This is a genomic window from Paracoccus sp. C2R09 (assembly GCF_018860625.1).
GTDB lineage: Bacteria > Pseudomonadota > Alphaproteobacteria > Rhodobacterales > Rhodobacteraceae > Paracoccus.
The window spans coordinates 18451-36268 of record NZ_JAHKQB010000039.1 but is presented as its reverse complement, the minus strand read 5'-3'; the positions used below and the strand labels follow the sequence as shown (position 1 = coordinate 36268).

Sequence of the window (17818 nt, the reverse complement as noted above, 5' to 3'; positions counted from 1 at the left end):
TGGTGAAAGGCCTTTGAAACTGATGAGACATCTGGGAAAAATCGCGCTGCTGATTGCCGTGCTGGGCCTGGGTTGCGCGGCGCTGATCCTGTTCGGCGCGCGGCTGGGGCTGTGGCAGCCGATCACCGGCTTCGGGCTCTATCGCAACTACTTCAACACCCTGGCGATGATCGTTGCCGCCGTGGGCCTGATCGCGCTGGTCGTCCATCTGCTGCGCCGGGAACGCGGGGGCATGCTGGCCGGCGGGATCGCCACGATCGTGGGCCTTGCCCTGCTGGCGCCGATGGCCATGTCCATGCTGAACCCTGCGCCGCGTGCCGCGCCGATCCACGACATCACAACCGACACCGCCAACCCGCCCATGTTCGAGGTGCTGGACGAAACCCGCGAGGGGGCCAGCAACACGCTCGACTATGGCGGGCCGGAACTGGCCGAGGCCCAGGCCGCGGCCTATCCCGATATCGCGCCGCTGGACACGGACCTGCCCGCCGATGCCGCCTTCGCGCGCGCACTGGAGGTCGCAGAGGAGATGGGATGGGAAATCGTCGCATCGGACGCGGATCGTCTGCGCTTCGAGGCCGTGGCCCGCACCTCGGTCTTCCACTTTGCCGATGACGTGGTCGTCGTCGTGACGGCGCTTGACGGGGGAAGCCGCGTCGACATGCGCGGCGTGTCCCGCGTGGGGCGCAGCGATCAGGGTGTGAACGCCGCACGTATCCGCGATTTCCAGCAGCGGGTCGGCGCCTGACCTGAACGGGCCTGCGATATTCCGCGGCCCCCACGGGCCGCGGGACGGGTGAAGAACGGCTTGCGGGGGGCGGCACATGACCGGGGCGATGGACATGACGGATGTGCCGGGGCAGGGCACCGGTGCCCCGACCTGGCGCGACAGGTTGCTGCGCCACCGATGGGCCCTTCTGGGGATCCTGATTTGCCAGATGGGTCAGGTCACGGCATCGCTGCTCTTGCCCAGTTTCAGCGCCGACATCATCGATATCGGGATCGGCGGCGAAGACCCTGCTGCCATCTGGCATTACGGCAGGCTGATGGGCATCGCCGCCGCGGCCCAGCTGGCGCTGAGCGGGACGGCGGTCTTTCTGGGGGCCTTCGTTGCCTATCGCATCGGGCGGGACCTGCGCGCGGATGTCTTCGCCAAGGTCCAGGGCCTTGCCCTGTCGCAATTGCAGGGGTTCACGGTCGGGTCGCTGATCACGCGTTGCACCAATGACGTGCTGCAGGTCCAGTCGATGCTGATCATGGCCCTTACCATGATCGTCGTGGCCCCGATCATGGGCGTGGGAAGCGCGATCATGGCGGTGCGCCAGGATGCGCGGCTTTCGTGGCTGCTGCTGGTCGCCGTCCCGGTCCTGGCGCTGCTGATCGGGTTCCTGACCGTCAGGGCCGTGCCGCTGTATCAGCGCATGCAGACGCAGCTGGACCGCGTGAACGGCATCCTGCGCGAACAGATCGAGGGCATCCGCGTCATCCGCGCCTTCCTGCAGCAGCCGCGCGAGGCCGGGCGCTTTGCCCAGGCGAATGCCGACCTGACCGGCACGGGCATCCATGCGGGGCGGTTGATGGCGATGATCATGCCTTCGCTGACCGCCGTGATGCAGCTTACGTCCGTTGCGCTGATTTGGGCGGGGGCCGGCCGGGTGCGCACGGGCGAACTGGAGATCGGGGCCCTCATCGCCTTTCTGTCCTATGTCGCGCTGATCCTTATCGGGGTGATGATGATGGGCCTGATGATCGTCATGCTTCCGCGCGCACTTGTCAGCGCCAGGCGCATCGCCGAATTGCTGCAAAGCCCGGTCGAGGTCGGCCCGCCATCCGATCCCACGCCCCTGCCGCCGCGCGGCGACGGGCTTTGGCTGCGGCTGAACCGGGTCGGGTTCGGCTATCCCGGTGCCGAGGCGATGGTCCTTGAGGACATCACCTTCGAGGTCGGCCCGGCCGAGACCCTGGGCATCATCGGCGCGACGGGATCGGGGAAATCGACCATCGTGAACCTGATCGCGCGCCTGGACGATCCGGTCACCGGGCGCGTCACGTTGGGCGATGTCGATCTGCGACAGGTCGCGCCGGACGACCTTGCCCTTCATATCGGCTATGTTCCGCAGAAGGCCTATCTCTTTTCGGGGACGGTCGCGGACAGCCTGCGGCTTGGAAATCCCGGCGCGGACGAGGCGACGCTGTGGAAGGCGCTGGAAATCGCGCAGGCCGCCGATTTCATCCGCGCGATGCCCGATGGGCTGATGTCGCCCGTGGCGCAGGGCGGGGCGAATTTCTCGGGCGGCCAGCGCCAACGGCTTGCCATCGCGCGGGCGCTGGTGGGCGGGGCGGATCTGTATCTGTTCGACGACAGCTTCTCGGCGCTGGATCAGGCGACGGATCGCAGGCTGCGCGCGGCGCTGCGGGCGGGTGTCGGCCATGCGGCCACGGTGATCGTCAGCCAGCGCGTGGCCTCGATCCGGGATGCGGACCGGATCCTTGTCATCGACAAGGGCCGGATGGTCGGGCTGGCACCGCACGAGGCGCTGATGCAAACCTGCCCGGTCTATGCGGAAACCGTCCGCTCTCAGCTTGGGTCCCGGGGGGACGCAGCATGACCGCCGCGCAGGACCGCAAGCTGGAAACCGTTTCGCGGACCCAGCCAGGCACGCCCGGACCCAGGGCCCCCGGCGGGTCGCTTGCGGGCGAGAAGCCGAAATCCGCGGGGGATGCCGCGCGCCGCATCTGGGCGGCCTTCGGCAGCAACCGCAAGATCCTGGTCGTGACGGTCCTGCTGAGCCTGGGCAGCGTCATCGGCAGTTCCATCGGGCCCTGGCAGCTGGGCCTTGCGACCAACCTGCTGGTCGGCGACGACTTCACCTTCGCGGCCCTCATGCGGCAGCTTCTGCTTGTGGCGGCGATCTATCTCGTGGCCTCGGGGCTGAACTTCGCGCAGGCATGGCTGGTCAACGACCTGGTGCAGAACATGGGGCGCGACCTGCGCAACGCCGCGCAGGCCAAGCTTGCGCGGGTGCCGCTTCGATGGTTCGACACCCAGCCCCGCGGAGAGATCCTGTCGCGTTTCACCAACGATATCGACAACATGGTCCAGAACCTGCAGCAGGTCGCCAGCCAGGCGATGCTGATGCTGATGACGGTCATCGGCGTGCTTGCCATGATGGTGCTGCTGTCGGTGCCGCTTGCCCTGGCCGCGATCGCGGCGATCTGCGTGTCGGTCGGGGTGACGCGCATTCTCAGCCATGCGGCACAGCCCAGATATGCCGAGCAGTGGCGCGAGACCGGCCATCTGAATTCGCTGGTCGAGGAGGCATTCACCGGGCAGGCGCTGATCCGGGTCCATGGCGCGCATGACCGCGTGAACCGGCGATTTGCCGACAGGAACGATGCCCTGACCGCCGCAGGCATGCGCGCGCAGGTCCTTGCCAGCCTGATCCAGCCCGCGACGATGTTCGTGAACAACTCCGCCTATATCGTGGTGGTCGTCTTCGGCGCGTTCCAGGTGGTGGCGGGCGCGCTCAGCATTGGCGGGGTGCAGGCCTTCATCCAGTATATCCGCCAGATCGGCCAGCCGATTTCCCAGCTTGGAAGCATGGCGGCGCAGGTGCAATCGGCCCTCGCCTCGGCCGAGCGGGTCTTCGAATTGCTGGACGCGCCCGAAATGTCCCCCGACAGGGAGGATGCCGCACCGGACGGCCCGATCAGGGGGGATGTGCGGTTCGAACATGTGGGGTTCCGCTATCGCGCCGATCAGCCGCTGTTCGAGGATGTCAGCCTTGATGCCGCGCCGGGGCAGATGCTGGCCATCGTCGGGCCGACCGGCGCGGGCAAGACCACCCTCGTGAACCTGCTGATCCGCTTCTACGACATCGACAGCGGGGTGATCCGGCTTGATGGCAGGGATATCGCTGCCATGCCGCGCGACGATCTGCGCCGCGCGATGGCCATGGTGCTGCAGGATGCGTGGCTGTTCACCGGGACGATCCACGACAACATCGCCTATGGCCGCCCCGAGGCCACGCGCGAACAGGTCGTCGCTGCCGCAAGGCGCTGCCATGTGGACGATTTCGTCTGCACCCTTCCCGAAGGCTACGACACGGTCCTGGACAATGGCGGTTCCGGCCTGTCGCAGGGCCAGCGGCAGCTGATGACGATCGCGCGGGCCTTCCTGCTGGATGCGCCGATCCTGATCCTGGACGAGGCCACAAGCTCGGTCGATACCCGGACGGAAATGCAGATCCAGACCGCCATGGCCGATCTGCGCCAGGGCCGCACGAGCTTTGTCATCGCGCATCGCCTGTCGACCATCCGGGACGCGGACATGATCGTCTACATGGAGGATGGAAACGTGCGCGAAACCGGCACGCACGACCAGCTCATGGCGCTGGAGGGGGGATACCGGAACCTCCAGACCGGAACGGGGGCGACCCCCGAATTGCGACCGAACCCAGATCAAGGAAAGGACTGACCGATGAAAAAGACCACTTCCGCCGTCATCGCCGCCGCATTGGGCATCGCGCTGCCGCACGGCGTGCTTGCCCAGGCACCGACAATCCAGACTGTCGGGCCGGTGATCCATCTTGCCGACAACCTTAACGAAGAGGCCAACCTGGGCTGGTGCATCGACACCGAAGGCCGCGGCGAGAGCGACCAGCTGCACGTCCATTCGTGCAAGCCGACCGGCGACGACGTGCTGTTCACCTTCCAGCCCGACAGCGGGATGATCATGTCGGCGACCTATGCCGATCAGTGCATGGTCCACAACGCGCCGGACGATCCCGAGAACCCCTTCGGGCTGGTCGATTGCGATGCCACGGACGAGGCGCAGAAATTCGCATATGACGACAGCAGCATGGAAATCCACCTCGGCTCGGACGCGGCGCAATGCGTGACCGTCGCGCCGACCATCGACGATGCCGGGCCCTATCAGTCGCGCGACCTGCTGGTGGCGGCCTGCGACGATCTGGAACCCGCCTACAAGCAGTGGGTCATCCGCGAATGATCGCATCGTGACAGGTGCAAGCCTTGCGAAAACCCGATCGGCGCGCCTGCAGCCCGGTCGGGACGCACCGACCAATCCAACGAGGACAGAGGGATCACCGACGCCATGACGTTCAACATCAATGCCCGCTTCGTCGCGGCCTGCGTGATCGCGGTCGCCGCCTCGGCCACGCAGAGCGGGGCACATGACATCACCGACGCGCTTCTGTCGGAACGTTCGGCGACCTGCGCGGATTACGCCGAGGCGAACACGGCCTCGGCCACCGACCTGCATACCGGGACACGTCACGACGCCGCGGTGACCATCACCACGGACGGGCAGACCTGCACGATCGCATCGAACGCGGTGCCCAACCACGACTTCAACACGCCCGAGGGGTTCTTCAACGGCTTTGCCGAACAGGACCAGACATATACGATCACCGCGACACCGACCGCTGCGGAAACGCCAACGCCCCTTGCGCTGAGCATGGACAACGCGGTCTTCCTGAACGGGGTCAAGCTGGATCTCATGGCGGCCGGATGCTCGGGCATCGGGGACGGGCTGTTCGGCTGCTTCGACATGTCCACGCCCTATCGTTTCGAGCCGATGGGTGCCGCCAGCAACATGTTCGGGACCGATGCACATAACGCGCATACCCAGAATGACGGGCTGTATCATTACCACGGCAACCCGATGGCCCTGTTCGAGCAGGAGAACCCGGATGCGCCCTCGCCTGTCATCGGCTTTGCGGCGGACGGTTTTCCGATCTTCGGCAGCTATATCGACGATAACGGGACGATCCGGGCGGCCACCACAAGCTATCGCCTGAAATCCGGCACGCGCCCGGACGGCGAGGATGGCCCCGGCGGCACCTATGACGGCACCTTTATCGACGACTGGGAATTCGTCGAGGGGCTGGGCGATCTGGACCAGTGCAACGGCATGGTCCAGGACGGCATCTATGGCTATGTGGTGACCGAGACCTATCCCCATGTCATGGGATGCTTCACCGGCACCCCCGACCCCTCCTTCGAGAAACCGCGCCCCTGACCGGATGCGCGGGCGGCGCGGCTGCCCGCGAACGCCCAGCCGCGCGACAGGACGAAGCTGCAGAACGCCGCGACCCCGGTCGAGATCAGGACCGCATGCCCGGGACCGGTAAGTCCGATCCCGGGCAGGAGATACAGCACCGTCTCGTTCACCAGGAACCCGGTCGCCGCGACGATGGCGAAGCGCCCGAGGGCACGCCCCGCCGCCGCGCCATGCCCGGCGAAGGTGAACAGATGATGCCCGAGGAAACTGACCGCGAAGGCCGTCGCGAAGGCTGCGGCATTGGCGATCAGCGGCGCCGTGCCGGATCGGATCAGCGCGATCGCGACGCCCAGATGCACAAGCGTCGCGGCCCCCCCGGTCAGGGCAAATCGCAGGGCCGGACCTAGCATTCGGGGGCCCGGGCGATCGTGACATCCTGGGCGATCAGGTAACCGGGGCGGCCCTTCACCTCGTTGAAGACGCAGGCCAGGTATTCGCCCAGCACGCCGATGGACATCACCTGGATGCCGCCGAAGAAGAAGATCGCCACCGCCAGCGTCGACCAGCCCGGCAGGTCATGGCCCAGAAGCAGGGTGCGGGCCGCCAGGAACAGCCCGTAAAGGATCGACATCGAGGCCAGCACCATCCCGATCCCGGTCCACATGCGCAGCGGCCAGTCGGTAAAGGCGGTCAGCCCGGTCATGCCCAGCCTCAGCAGGCGGCGGAAGCCGAACTTGGTGCTGCCGCCGCCACGCGGCTGCAACTCGACCGGGATGGCGAAGGTACGGAACCCGACCCAGGCATAGAGCCCCTTCATGAAGCGGTTGGTTTCGGGCAATGCGCAAAGCGCATCGACGACCTTGCGGTCCATCAGGCGGAAATCGCGCGCGCCCGCGGGTATCGGAACCTCGCTGCCGATATTGAGGAAGCGATAGAAGGCGGCGGTGCCCCGGCGTTTCAGCCAGCTTTCGTCGTCGCGATGGGCGCGGACGGCATAGACGATCTCGTGGCCCTCGCGGTATTTCTGCAGCATCGCATCGACATAGCGCAGCGGCTCTTGCAGGTCGGCGTCCAGGATCACGACCGCCTTGCCCGCCGCATGGCGCAGCCCGGCCATGATCGCCTGTTCCTTGCCGAAATTGCGCGACAGGCGCAGCAGGCGGACGGGCACCGCCCAATCCCCGGCCTGCACGAGGTCCGCCGTGCCGTCCCGGCTGCCGTCATCGACGACGATGATCTCGGACCGCGGCACCAGCCTGCCTGCCTTGCGCGAGACCCGGTCCAGCGTTTCCACGATGGTCTCGGCCTCGTTATAAGCGGGGATGACGAAGGATAGATCGGGCGCGGATGTGTCGATCCGCAGCACATGCCGTGTCATGATTGCGGTGTCGCGGGTGATTTCGTGCATGCGGCCCATCAGTTCACCTTGTCTGCGGTTGGGGTGACGAACAGGACGTGCCGTCCGTATTCGCCCAGGTCTTCGAGGCCAAGCGCCCGGGCCTCGGGGGCCAGGTCCGGCGGCACGGAAAAGGCGCTTGGGACGGCCCCCTTCGCCAGGGCGGTCAGATCGTCGGCAAGGGCGGCGCGTGCCCGCCCCCGGGAATAGAACTCGGCCGAGTAGCTGCGCCCGCCGACGGTATGAAGCGGCGCATCGGGCAGTGCCGCATCGGCGGCGGCGACCAGGTCCCTGTCGGTCTTCAGCCGGATCTGACGCGGCGCAAACACCGCCCCCGAGGTCACGGCCAGAAAGAACGCGAAGGTCGCCAGGCTTGCGACGGCAAAGCCGCGGCGCGCCGCCCCGCCGCCGGAAGACACCTGTCCGACCAGCACGACCAGCAGCACCGCCGAGGCGGGCAGACCCGGCAGGACATAGGCCGCAAGGATGTTGGATGCCATCGTGAACAGCACAAGCGGCGCCACCGCCCACAGCGCCAGATAGAGCAGCCAGCCCGAGCGATCCGTCCGGAACACCGTCATCGTCCGGCCGGGACGGGTCAACAGCAGGGCCGGGGCCAGGCTCCAGGGAAGGGCGGCCATCAGCCAGAACAGCCAGATCGTGCCCCTGGCCTCCTGGTGGCCCGACCCGTACAGATCGCCCTGCCAGCCCGGGGTCAGGAACCGCTGCAGATGCTCTCCGATCAGGAAATAGCGCAGAAAGCCGGGGGTGGCGATTTCGGCGGCGACATACCAGGGCAGCACCAGCACGGCCAGCACGGCCATCCCGCGCGCCCAAGGAAGCAGACGCAGCAGATGCCAGTTCCAGGTCAGCGCCAGCCACAGCGCCAGGGGGATCGCGCACAGCACGACCGCCACCGGCCCCTTGGCCAGCATCCCGATCGCCAGCCCCAGAAAGACGGAAAGGCCCCAGAGCCTGTCGCCCCTGCCGACCGCCTGCCAGAAGCCCACAATCACCAGCGTCGTGCCCAGCACCATCGGCATGTCGGTCATCACGAAGGCCGAGGCGCCAAGGAACATCGCCATCGTCGCCAGCACGGTCGTCGCGACCAGCGCCGTGTCGCGTCCGACGATGTCACGCACCCATGTCCGGATCAGAAACAGCACCGCCAGCGCCGTCAGCAGGATCGGCAGGCGCGCGGCGGCCTCGTTCACGCCGAAAACCTGCATTCCGCCCGCCGACAGCCAGGTATGCAGCGGCGGCTTGCCCCAGAAGGGCAGGCCATAGTCGAATTGCGGCGTCAGCCAGTTCCCGGTCTCGACCATCTTGCGGGCGATCTCGGCATAGCGCGCCTCGGTCGTGTCGGTGAAGGGCACCGCGAACATCGCCCAGACCCGCAGAAGCCCGAACCCCGCAAGGACGGTCAGCAGGAACCGGCGCGCCGTGCCGTCCAATCGCATGTCGCGCAGCATCGGCCGCACGGGTTGCCGGGCGCCTGTCGCGGCCGGTCGTTGGGCCGAAAGGGCCTCGTTCATCGTCATCTGGGAATCCTGCTGGATGGGCTGGGGTCGTCATGTCTGCCGCCACCTAGCAGGCGCGATCTGTCCGGGTGGTTGCCGGGACTATACCGATCCGTAATGTCCGGGTGTCTTGACCCGGTCGCGAAGGGGTCTATGCCTGCTGCCGGACAAGATATGGAAACCGGCAGCCATGCGCATCCTTGTGGTCGAGGATCATACCGAAACGGCGGAATACATCGCCACCAGCTTTCGCGCGCAGGGACATCTGGTCGATCACTGCGACAATGGCCGCGATGGCTTCCTGTCGGCGCTGGACAACAATTACGACGTGATGATCTTCGACCGGATGCTGCCCGGGCTTGACGGGGTGACGCTGATCAGGTCCGTGCGCGGTGCAGGTGTCGAAACGCCGATCCTGACCCTGTCGGCCATGGACGGGATCGACGACCGGGTCGAGGGCCTGGAAGCCGGGTCGGACGATTACCTGGTCAAGCCGTTCTCGTTCCAGGAGCTGTCGGCCCGGCTAGCGGCGCTGACGCGAAGACCGCCCCTGAAGACTGAGGAAACCGTGCTGCAGGTGGCCGACCTGGAGATGAACCTGATCCGCCGCACGGTCGCGCGGGCCGGCGTTTCCCTGGATCTGCAGCCCCGCGAATTCGGTCTGCTGGAATATCTGATGCGCAATGCCGGGCGAGTGCTGACCCGCACGATGTTGCTGGAATCGGTCTGGGATTTTCATTTCGACCCCAAGACCAACGTGGTCGAAACCCATATCAGCCGATTGCGCAACAAGGTCGACAAGCCCTTCGAGACCGAGTTGATCCACACGGTGCGCGGTGCCGGATACAGCCTGCATGGCTAGGGCAGGCGGCATGGCGCGCTTTCTGCGTTCGACCTCAGCGCGACTGTCGCTGCGCTTTGCGGGGCTTTACGCCATCATCACCGCCTTGGTCTTCGGCCTCAGCTATCACTTCGCGGATCGCGAGATCAGCGGTTGGGTCGCGGATCAACTGGCCGAGGAGGCGGCCGGATTTTCCAGCCTGTACGACAACGAAGGCCTGGACGCGGTTCGGGCGCAGCTGGGCGGCTTTGCGGGGTTCAACTTCGAGGATTACCGGATCTATCTTCTCGAGGATGCGGATGGCCGTGTTCTGGCCGGCAATGTCGAGGCCATCGACCGACAGGCCAGCAGCGGTTACGTCACGGCCACCGCCGTTCAGGCCCAAACGCCGCGCTACGAAGACGTGATGGGTTATGTGCTGCATTCGGTGCAGCTTGGTCCGAACCGCCTGACCCTTGGCACCAGCACCTATTTTCTTGAGGAACTGCAAGAGGTTCTGGGCCGCGGTCTGGTGGCGGGCTTCGTCCTGTTGCTGCTTGCCGGCCTGGTCGCGGGGATCGTCGTGGGTCGCAGGACCGAACGGCGGCTGAACCGGATTTCGGCCACGTTGAAGTCGGTGGCCCTGGGCCAGCTGGACCGCCGCGTCCCCGTCACGGGCGGCGATGGCGACGATCTTGCCCGCATGGCGGCCGAAATCAACCGCACCATCGCGCGGCTTCAGCAGATGGTCGAAAGCCAGAAGCAGATATCGGCCGACATCGCACATGATCTGCGCACACCCATGCAGCGGCTGCGCCAGCGGCTGGATGTCCTGCGCCATGCGCCCGACCTTCCCCCCCAGATCACGCAGGACGCCGAACAGGCCGTCGAGATCGCAGACGATCTGATCGAGACATTCCATGCCCTGCTGCGGATCGCGCAGATCGAGGCAGGCCAGCGCTCGGTCCGGTTTGCCGCGACCCCGCTTGCGCCGATCCTTGCCCGGATCGAGGACGCCTATGGCCCTGTGGCCGAGGAAAACGGTCAGACCCTGGTCTTCGACATCGAGGATCCGGGCGCGACGGTTCAGGGCGATCAGCAGCTGCTGACGCAGATGGTCGCAAACCTGATCGAGAACGCCCTGCGCCATACCCCCGCGGCCACACGGATCGAAGGGACGCTGACAGGGGCCGATGACGGCGTCCTGCTTCGAATTTCGGACAATGGTCCGGGCATCCCCGCCGCGGAGCGCGACAAGGTCTTTCGCCGGTTCTACCGCCTTGAGAAAAGCCGAACCACGCCGGGCAATGGTCTGGGCCTCAGCATGGTCAGGGCCATCGCGGAACTGCACGAGGCCACGGTGGTTCTGGGCGACAATCGTCCGGGCCTTTGCGTCACCGTCAGGTTTCGGCGCGACGCCCTGTCGGGAGGGTAATGGACCATCGGCCGTCGCCCGATCCGGGCCCGGCGGGTTGGCTTCTTGCGCATCGGGCCCGATTCATCTCGGCCGCTACCGATCCTTCAGGGTCGGCCTTCAGCGGGGTGCTGGGCCATGCGGCGACGACTTGGTGCAGGGACGCCTTCCGTTTTCGCCAAGTGCTAGGGTGACGGCACCAATGGGGATCCGATCGGCTGCGATGCTGTGACGTCTTCAAATTGTGCAAAGCCCGGGGATCCTTGCAAGCCCGGATCGCGCCGCCCGCCGTTGGTTTTACTGGAGGATCAGCACTCCAGACCGTCGCGAGTGAGAGTGCCGGAACCCAGCCGCACAGTATGGCGCCTCCAGGCGGCATACGCCTCCATCCGCGCTACATCCTGACAGGGTCACGAAGTGCCTGATCAGTCGACGCTTCAGTCGTTGGGAGATACGCGTGACGCAGTGGTCACTAGGCGCGACTTGTTGCCATGATCAGTGTAGCTTTGCCAATGGCAGGAACACGACGACGTCTCTCCATGTTGCGCATAATGCTGAAGCACCCATCTCGATACCTTGGGCTTTCGTCGGCTTCCCCAACCGGATTGCGGTCCGAGGCGAGACCCGGACGGATGGCCATTAGTCCCTTTAGCTAAGTGGATTGACGCGTCCACGCGGCTGATTTGGTGAGAAAAGCCTGCGAGCGTGATAGCGTCGGGCACCCAGATCCTTTCAGCGGGCGACGCGTCGATAGCAATCGGCTGCAGGGGCGCTGCTGGGCTGCACCAGGATGAAGCTGCTCATGGCCCCTAGATCATGGAATGTAGGTAGAGATTGCCACAAGATGCATTGGCGCAACTCTCAGAGGAAAAGCACAATCCAAGGTTGGCTTTGGAAATGGCTTTGTGGCAAGGTCGCGGAATAACCAGATGGATCTGCGTAGCAAGTTCAGTGACATAGGGCTTTGTTGCGCCGACGGTCTTGCATGGTCCCGCAGAGCCAAATTGCAGAGGAAGCCATGTCCGACAAGAAAAGTTCCTATGACGAGCGGCTGGGCGAGGTGCGAAAGAGGTTCGTCGGAAGCCTTCACGAAAGGCTGGACACCATCGCGGAGGAAACCCGCAAGCCCGACGATGCCAGCGCCCGCGAGACGCAGCTGGAGAAGGTCCACCGCCTGCTGCACGACCTGGTCGGGAATGCGGCGATGCTGGAACTGCACGACGTCCAGAACGAGATCCAACCGGCCCTGACCCTGGTCGAGAGCCGCCACGAACACGACGCGCCCCTCTCTCATGATGATCTTGCGCAGATCGACAAGGCCCTGGCCGCAGGTCGCCTGGTCGCCACCAACCTGGAAAGGCAGTATACCGCATGAGCTCTCTTTTCCGGTATTCATTGGCCCTTCTTGCCGCGATGGCCGGTCATGCGCATGCCCAGCAAGGCGCGCCGACCCCTGCCCAGGCTTCCGCGTCCCCGGCTGCCATCTCGCGCGTGCTGACGCTTGCGGATCTGGGATACACGGACGGCGTTTCCTTCCGGCAGATGAACGGCCAGGCGACGCTCTATGTCCCCCTGGCCCAGCCGCAGGTGATCCGCGACGGCGTGCTGCGTCTGCAGCTGCGCCAGGGGGAAACGCTGCCGGCCGACCGCTATCTTCAGGTGCGGCTGGGTGAACGCATCGTGGCCAGCCGAAGCCTGCAGGATGCGGGCGACGCGTTCGTCCTGCCCATCGCCTTCGAACCCGAAGACGTGACGAACGGCTTCCTGGTGGTCACGATCACCTATTCGGGGGCGATCAGCGATCACGTGTGCATCGACGATCGGGCCTCGGGGGATTTCGTCAGCATCTCGCCGCAATCGACGCTGGAGCTTGAGCTGACGGCGGACGCGGTGGATTCGCCGATGCTGTTTTCCATGCTGCGCCCCTCGGAGATGCGTGTCCTTCTGTCCGAAACGGACAGCCTGGCGGGTCTGGCAGCCGCGACAAGGGCGGCCGTGCTGTTCGGCGCGCAGTCCGGTCAGCTGCATTTCGGACCCGATGACGGGGGGCAGGACGACGCAGGGCCGGACGGCCGATGGGCCGAGGGCGTGGTCAATATCGAACCGACCAGTTCAGGTGCCGCGGTCGAGATGTCGGTCTCGAACGCCGCGGGTCTGCCCGAGCTGACGCTGCGCGGGTCCGACCCGCAGATCGGGCTGTGGCAGCTGGCCTCGGAATGGAATTCGCTGGCTGACACGCAGGACGTGGTGACGGACCGGGTCGAGCTTGCGCAGCCCGACCTGGAGGCTTTGCCGCTGGCGGTGCTGGATGCCGATCTTGCGCCGCGCGAGGTGGTGGGAACCTCCGAGGTGCTGGTGCCCTTCTCGATCAACGATCTGCCTTCGAACAAGACCGTCGCGGCGGTTGATCTGCAGGTCGCGGCCGCGCTCGACCCCGAGGGACGGGGGGCGACGGCTTCGGTCTATCTCAACAACACGCTGCTGGGGAACCGGCCCCTGTCCAGCGGGCTGCCCGAGCGTCTTCTGTTCGATGTGGCCGACGGCCTGATCGGGCGCGACAACCTGCTGCGCATCGTCATCCAGCGCCAGCCGGTCGGCGGGGAATGCCGCTTCCGGCCGCAGGGCTATCCTGCGCAGGTTCTGCCCGGCAGCGTGCTGCGACTGTCCGACCGGGCCGACGGCTCGGATGATTTCTTCCACATCCAGCAGGATTTCGGCGCGGGCGTGCAGCTGGTGCTCGACCCGGATTCGCGGCTGGATATCCAGTCGGCGATGCCCTGGATCGCGGGTGTCGCGGGGTCGCTCATTCCGGGCAAGGCCCCGGTCGTCCCGCGCGGCACCGTCGATGCGATCGAACCGGGCATGCCCTTCCTGGTCGTTTCGAAGAACGATCCCGGGGACGAAAAGGCCGCCGTTACCTTCGATGAAGGACAGGTGCAGATCCGCGATTCCGACGATGAGGTGATCTATTCGGGCGAGGATCTGGAGCGGCTGGGGATCGTGCAGATCGTGTCGCGCAACGGGGAACGGGGTGTCTGGCTGCGTCCGGGTGACGGGCCGCAGCCGGTCCTGTCGCCGCAAAGGCCGCTGGTCCTGGACCGGGGCGATCTTGCGCTGGTGGGGGAACAGGGCGTCCAGCTCGTGACCTCGATGGACAGGGCGCCGCTGATCCAGGTCACCTATCCCGAACAGCAGAGCCTGGCGCAGCTGTTCGCCAAGTATCGCCCCTGGGTCGTGGGCGGTCTCTGGGTGCTGCTGACCATCGCCGTGCTCGGCTTCTTCCAACGGATCTACAGCCGCCGAAAATCATCGTCCGGGTCCTGATCCATCATGGCCCGCGATGTTGAAAGCGAGGCGATCGGTGCTCTGCTGCTGGACAACGGTGTCCTGACGGCAGAGCAGCTGGATCAGGCCGAGGATCTGGCCGAGGACTGGGACGTGTCCCTGGTCAAGGTCCTGCTGTCCCGGCGTTGGGTCGGCACCGAGGAGCTCTACCGGAGCATCGCCCAGTATTACGACGTGCCGCTGGTCAACCTGTTCGACGACATCCCCGACGAGGATCTGGTCAGGCAGTTCGATCCGGCGCGCATGAACGCCGCGATGACCATGCCCATCCGCAAGCAGGACGGCATCTTCACGATCGCCACGGCGCGTCCGGGGCCGCAGAACCTGCTGCATATCCAGGACAGCTATGGCGAGAACGCCGAGATCGTGGTCGCATCGCATTTCGATATCTCGTGGGCCCTGCAGCGGGCGTTTCGCGAACAGCATTCCCACGAGGCCGTGTTCGCCCTGGCCGAGCTTGATCCCGACATGTCGGCCCAGAAGGTCGTCACGCCTCCGCAGATCCTGATCATCTACCTGCTGATATCGGCATTCCTGCTGGGAATGGCCTTTTCGCCGGTGGGGACGATCCTGGCGGTGAACATCATCCTGACGGTGTTCTATACCGGGAACTTCCTGTTCAAGGCGGTCCTGGTATGGGTCGGCGGCGCCGCGCAAGAGACGTCGTCCAAGGCCATCGCCGCCGAGGCCAAGCTTCTGCGGGACGAGGATCTTCCGGTCTATACCGTGCTGGTCCCGATGTTCCGCGAACCCGAAGTCCTGCCCATCCTGGCGCAGGCCTTGCGCAACCTGGACTATCCGCTGGCGAAACTGGATATCAAGATCGTCCTGGAAGAGGGCGATCACGAGACCATCGAGGCGGCGAGAAAGCTCGATCTCGAAGGCGTCTTCGAGATCATCCGCGTTCCCGCCTCGCATCCGCAGACCAAGCCCAAGGCCTGCAATTTCGCCCTGCGTTATGCCCAGGGCGAATTCCTGGTCATCTTCGATGCCGAGGACAAGCCCGAGCCGGATCAGCTGAAGAAGGTGGTGGCCGCCTTCAACCAGTCCTCGGACGATACCGCCTGCATCCAGTGCCGCCTGAACTACTACAACGCCAGGGAAAACTGGCTGACGCGCATGTTCACGCTGGATTATTCGCTGTGGTTCGACCTGATGCTTCCGGGGCTGGAGAAGCTGAAGGTTCCCATTCCCCTTGGCGGGACGTCGAACCATTTCCGCATGGATGTCCTGCGAGAGATGAACGCGTGGGACCCGTTCAACGTCACCGAGGACGCGGATCTGGGGATCCGGCTGACGCAGAAGGGCTATCGGGTCGGGGTGATCGATTCCACGACCTTCGAAGAGGCGAACGTCTCCATCCCGAACTGGATCCGGCAGAGATCACGCTGGATCAAGGGGTATATGCAGACCTTCCTGGTCCATAGCAGAAGGCCGGTCCATCTGTGGCGCTCGGTCGGTGCGGCGGGCGTCTTCGGCTTCGTGTTCTTCATCGGGGGGACCATCCTGTCGGGGCTGCTGAACCCCATCTTCTGGGCGACCTTCCTGATCTGGATGATCTTCGGGGCCGAGGCGATCGAACCCTATTTCCCGCTTCCCGTGCTCTATCTCAGCCTGGTCAACCTGCTGGCCGGCAACGGCCTGCTGATCTATCTGACGATGGTCGCGCCGTTCCGGCGCCGCTGGACGGATCTTGCGCCCTGGGGCGTGACGGTGGTGGGGTACTGGATCCTGATGACGGTGGCGGCATACAAGGCGCTGCAGCAGCTCGTCTCGAACCCGTTCTACTGGGAAAAGACCACCCACGGCCTTTCCAAGCATACGGCAAGCGAGGTGGCGGCGGCCAGTTCGGGCAGTGCTGCCCGGCCATCCGCGGAGGATGCAGCATGAGCCGCCTTGCAAGATCCTGGGTGCTGTGGGGCGGGCTCTTTCTTGTGCTGCTGCTGTCATCGGGCTGGGCCGAGCTGAACGGCTTCGTGTCCGACGCGAACACGAACCTGTGGGCGCGCATCATCATCCAGGTCGACGGCCCCAGCAGCTATCAGGTGTCGGATGCCTTCTATCCGCCGATCCCGTTCGTCCTGGGATTGCTGGCATATCTGGCGACGGGCATCAGCTCGGTCCCCACGACCTTTCTTCTTGCGGCGGCAATCGCGGCGGCGCAGCTGGTGCTGTGGTATGACAGCCTGCGTTCGAACGGGTCCTTCGGGCGGGCATCCAGCCTTGCCATCCTGGTGCTGCTGGGCGCCAATCCGTTCTTCCTGCGCGCGGTCGCGGACGGCCCCGAGACCATGCTGACGATGCTGGGCACATGGGTGTTTGCCCGGGGCCTGGTCAACCTGCGCCTGACGGGGAACGCGCCCGACATGATGAAGGTGGCCGTCGGCCTGATGGCGACGTCGTTGTCCAGCAGCTATGGCCTGATGATCTGCCTGGGCGCGCTGCCCTTCATGATCGTCGCGGCACGCCCCAGCATGGTCGCCACCTCTTCGTTCGGTTACCTCTTCGCGATGTTCTATCCGGTGCTGGCCAGCATCGGATCGCTGCTGGCCGTTGCCGCGATCTTCGACAGCAACCTTGTCCCGCTGCTGGTCGAGGACATGGTCGAGCAGACGGCACGGGAACATGTTTGGGTGATCGGAAGCCTGATCCCGGCGACGCTGATCGCCTGCCTTCAGAACATCCGGTCGGGCTGGCTGCTGTTTCCGCTGCTGGCGGCCGTGGGGTCGGTCATCGCGGCCTATGTCCTGAATTTCGGCTTCCATGTCGAAAGCGATCCGGCCGTCGCGGCCGCGCCGCTGCTGGCCGTGACCGTCGTCGCGCTGCGTTTCTGGCCCCCCCATCCGGCGCGGACCGTGATGGTCCTGTCCATGCTGGGCGCAAGCCTGCTGCTGTGCGTGCCCGCCATCGGCAAGCTGCAGCGGGTCGAGACCGCAAGCTGGGTGCAGGCCATGCAGGGCCGTGCGCTGGCCGAGCGGCAGGCCACCCTGGAAGTCGCCGCCTTTGCAAGCGGCAAATCCGGAATAATGGTAGATGTGGAACGAAATCCCTCGATCGTAACCATGCTGGGCGGTGTCGAACAGCTTATCGTCGCGGGCGAGCCGTTGTATGATTGGCCCCTGGAAGGGGCGATTCCGCAGGTGCCCTATATTCTGGTCCCTGCCGTGGCGCCGGGGACGGTGCCCCGGGATCGCATCCTGCTGCGATTCCCCGAACTGCAAAGAGACCGCCTTGATGGATACGACGAGGTCTTCAGAAATGACGGATGGCTCGTTTTCGAGAAGGCTACATCGTGAGA

General features: G+C 65.4%; 14 protein-coding genes. 11 read left to right on the top strand and 3 right to left on the bottom strand.

Translation table 11 applies throughout. The annotated features are described in order from the left end of the window. Positions 1–22 precede the first annotated feature (22 nt). The 5 genes from KO490_RS16215 to KO490_RS16195 all read left to right on the top strand — a co-directional run bounded on the left by KO490_RS16215 (position 23) and on the right by KO490_RS16195 (position 6043). Positions 23–748: a DUF1499 domain-containing protein gene (locus tag KO490_RS16215; RefSeq protein ID WP_216020467.1), complete on the top strand. Its 726-nt coding sequence runs from the start codon at positions 23–25 to the stop codon at positions 746–748. A gap of 76 nt (positions 749–824) precedes the next feature. Then, positions 825–2609 carry an ABC transporter ATP-binding protein gene (locus tag KO490_RS16210; protein ID WP_216020466.1) on the top strand — a complete coding sequence of 595 codons (1785 nt, stop codon included), beginning with the start codon at positions 825–827 and terminating at the stop codon, positions 2607–2609. Next, complete coding sequence (locus tag KO490_RS16205; RefSeq protein ID WP_216020465.1) at positions 2606–4477, top strand: ABC transporter ATP-binding protein; 1872 nt, start codon at positions 2606–2608, stop codon at positions 4475–4477. Before KO490_RS16210 ends, KO490_RS16205 begins: the two co-directional genes overlap by 4 nt. 3 nt (positions 4478–4480) lie before the next feature. Beyond that, entirely contained in the window at positions 4481–5011 is a 531-nt protein-coding gene (locus KO490_RS16200; RefSeq protein ID WP_216020464.1) for a ricin-type beta-trefoil lectin domain protein, read from the top strand. A gap of 105 nt (positions 5012–5116) precedes the next feature. Then, complete coding sequence (locus KO490_RS16195; RefSeq protein WP_216020463.1) at positions 5117–6043, top strand: YHYH protein; 927 nt, start codon at positions 5117–5119, stop codon at positions 6041–6043. Here KO490_RS16195 and KO490_RS16190 read toward each other — a convergent pair. The 3 genes from KO490_RS16190 to KO490_RS16180 are packed head-to-tail and all read right to left on the bottom strand — an operon-like array spanning position 5977 to position 8962. After that, complete coding sequence (locus tag KO490_RS16190) at positions 5977–6435, bottom strand: GtrA family protein (protein WP_216020462.1); 459 nt, start codon at positions 6433–6435, stop codon at positions 5977–5979. The genes KO490_RS16195 and KO490_RS16190 overlap by 67 nt on opposite strands. After that, the gene (locus KO490_RS16185) at positions 6429–7442 is read right to left on the bottom strand and encodes a glycosyltransferase family 2 protein (RefSeq protein WP_252727261.1); all 1014 of its coding nucleotides are present in this window, start codon (positions 7440–7442) and stop codon (positions 6429–6431) included. Before KO490_RS16185 ends, KO490_RS16190 begins: the two co-directional genes overlap by 7 nt. Next, complete coding sequence (locus KO490_RS16180; RefSeq protein WP_252727260.1) at positions 7442–8962, bottom strand: glycosyltransferase family 39 protein; 1521 nt, start codon at positions 8960–8962, stop codon at positions 7442–7444. Before KO490_RS16180 ends, KO490_RS16185 begins: the two co-directional genes overlap by 1 nt. A 169-nt stretch (positions 8963–9131) precedes the next feature. On the opposite strand from KO490_RS16180, the gene KO490_RS16175 reads away from it, so the two are divergent. The 6 genes from KO490_RS16175 (at position 9132) to KO490_RS16150 (ending at position 17816) form a co-directional block, all read left to right on the top strand. After that, the gene (locus tag KO490_RS16175) at positions 9132–9803 is read left to right on the top strand and encodes a response regulator transcription factor (protein WP_216020461.1); all 672 of its coding nucleotides are present in this window, start codon (positions 9132–9134) and stop codon (positions 9801–9803) included. A 10-nt stretch (positions 9804–9813) separates the two neighbouring features. Further along, positions 9814–11196, top strand: a complete 1383-nt coding sequence (locus tag KO490_RS16170; protein WP_216020460.1) for a HAMP domain-containing sensor histidine kinase — start codon at positions 9814–9816, stop codon at positions 11194–11196. A gap of 997 nt (positions 11197–12193) precedes the next feature. Continuing rightward, on the top strand, positions 12194–12550 hold the full coding sequence (locus KO490_RS16165) for an Hpt domain-containing protein (protein ID WP_216020459.1): 357 nt from the start codon (positions 12194–12196) through the stop codon (positions 12548–12550). Further along, on the top strand, positions 12547–14499 hold the full coding sequence (locus KO490_RS16160) for a cellulose biosynthesis cyclic di-GMP-binding regulatory protein BcsB (RefSeq protein WP_216020458.1): 1953 nt from the start codon (positions 12547–12549) through the stop codon (positions 14497–14499). Before KO490_RS16165 ends, KO490_RS16160 begins: the two co-directional genes overlap by 4 nt. 6 nt (positions 14500–14505) lie before the next feature. Then, positions 14506–16410, top strand: a complete 1905-nt coding sequence (locus KO490_RS16155; RefSeq protein WP_216020457.1) for a glycosyltransferase family 2 protein — start codon at positions 14506–14508, stop codon at positions 16408–16410. Next, positions 16407–17816, top strand: coding sequence for a hypothetical protein (locus KO490_RS16150; protein ID WP_216020456.1), 1410 nt, complete (start codon positions 16407–16409; stop codon positions 17814–17816). The genes KO490_RS16155 and KO490_RS16150 overlap by 4 nt, the downstream gene beginning before the upstream one ends. Positions 17817–17818: the final 2 nt, after the last annotated feature.

Bases quoted from the DNA above. Each gene is read 5' to 3' on its own strand.
- KO490_RS16180 (WP_252727260.1), bottom strand. From the start codon at position 8,962: ATGACGATGAACGAGGCCCTTTCGGCCCAACGACCGGCCGCGACAGGC.
- KO490_RS16170 (WP_216020460.1), top strand. From the start codon at position 9,814: ATGGCGCGCTTTCTGCGTTCGACCTCAGCGCGACTGTCGCTGCGCTTT.
- KO490_RS16205 (WP_216020465.1), top strand. From the start codon at position 2,606: ATGACCGCCGCGCAGGACCGCAAGCTGGAAACCGTTTCGCGGACCCAG.
- KO490_RS16185 (WP_252727261.1), bottom strand. From the start codon at position 7,442: ATGGGCCGCATGCACGAAATCACCCGCGACACCGCAATCATGACACGG.
- KO490_RS16195 (WP_216020463.1), top strand. From the start codon at position 5,117: ATGACGTTCAACATCAATGCCCGCTTCGTCGCGGCCTGCGTGATCGCG.
- KO490_RS16165 (WP_216020459.1), top strand. From the start codon at position 12,194: ATGTCCGACAAGAAAAGTTCCTATGACGAGCGGCTGGGCGAGGTGCGA.
- KO490_RS16215 (WP_216020467.1), top strand. From the start codon at position 23: ATGAGACATCTGGGAAAAATCGCGCTGCTGATTGCCGTGCTGGGCCTG.
- KO490_RS16155 (WP_216020457.1), top strand. From the start codon at position 14,506: ATGGCCCGCGATGTTGAAAGCGAGGCGATCGGTGCTCTGCTGCTGGAC.
- KO490_RS16200 (WP_216020464.1), top strand. From the start codon at position 4,481: ATGAAAAAGACCACTTCCGCCGTCATCGCCGCCGCATTGGGCATCGCG.
- KO490_RS16210 (WP_216020466.1), top strand. From the start codon at position 825: ATGACCGGGGCGATGGACATGACGGATGTGCCGGGGCAGGGCACCGGT.
- KO490_RS16175 (WP_216020461.1), top strand. From the start codon at position 9,132: ATGCGCATCCTTGTGGTCGAGGATCATACCGAAACGGCGGAATACATC.
- KO490_RS16150 (WP_216020456.1), top strand. From the start codon at position 16,407: ATGAGCCGCCTTGCAAGATCCTGGGTGCTGTGGGGCGGGCTCTTTCTT.
- KO490_RS16160 (WP_216020458.1), top strand. From the start codon at position 12,547: ATGAGCTCTCTTTTCCGGTATTCATTGGCCCTTCTTGCCGCGATGGCC.
- KO490_RS16190 (WP_216020462.1), bottom strand. From the start codon at position 6,435: ATGCTAGGTCCGGCCCTGCGATTTGCCCTGACCGGGGGGGCCGCGACG.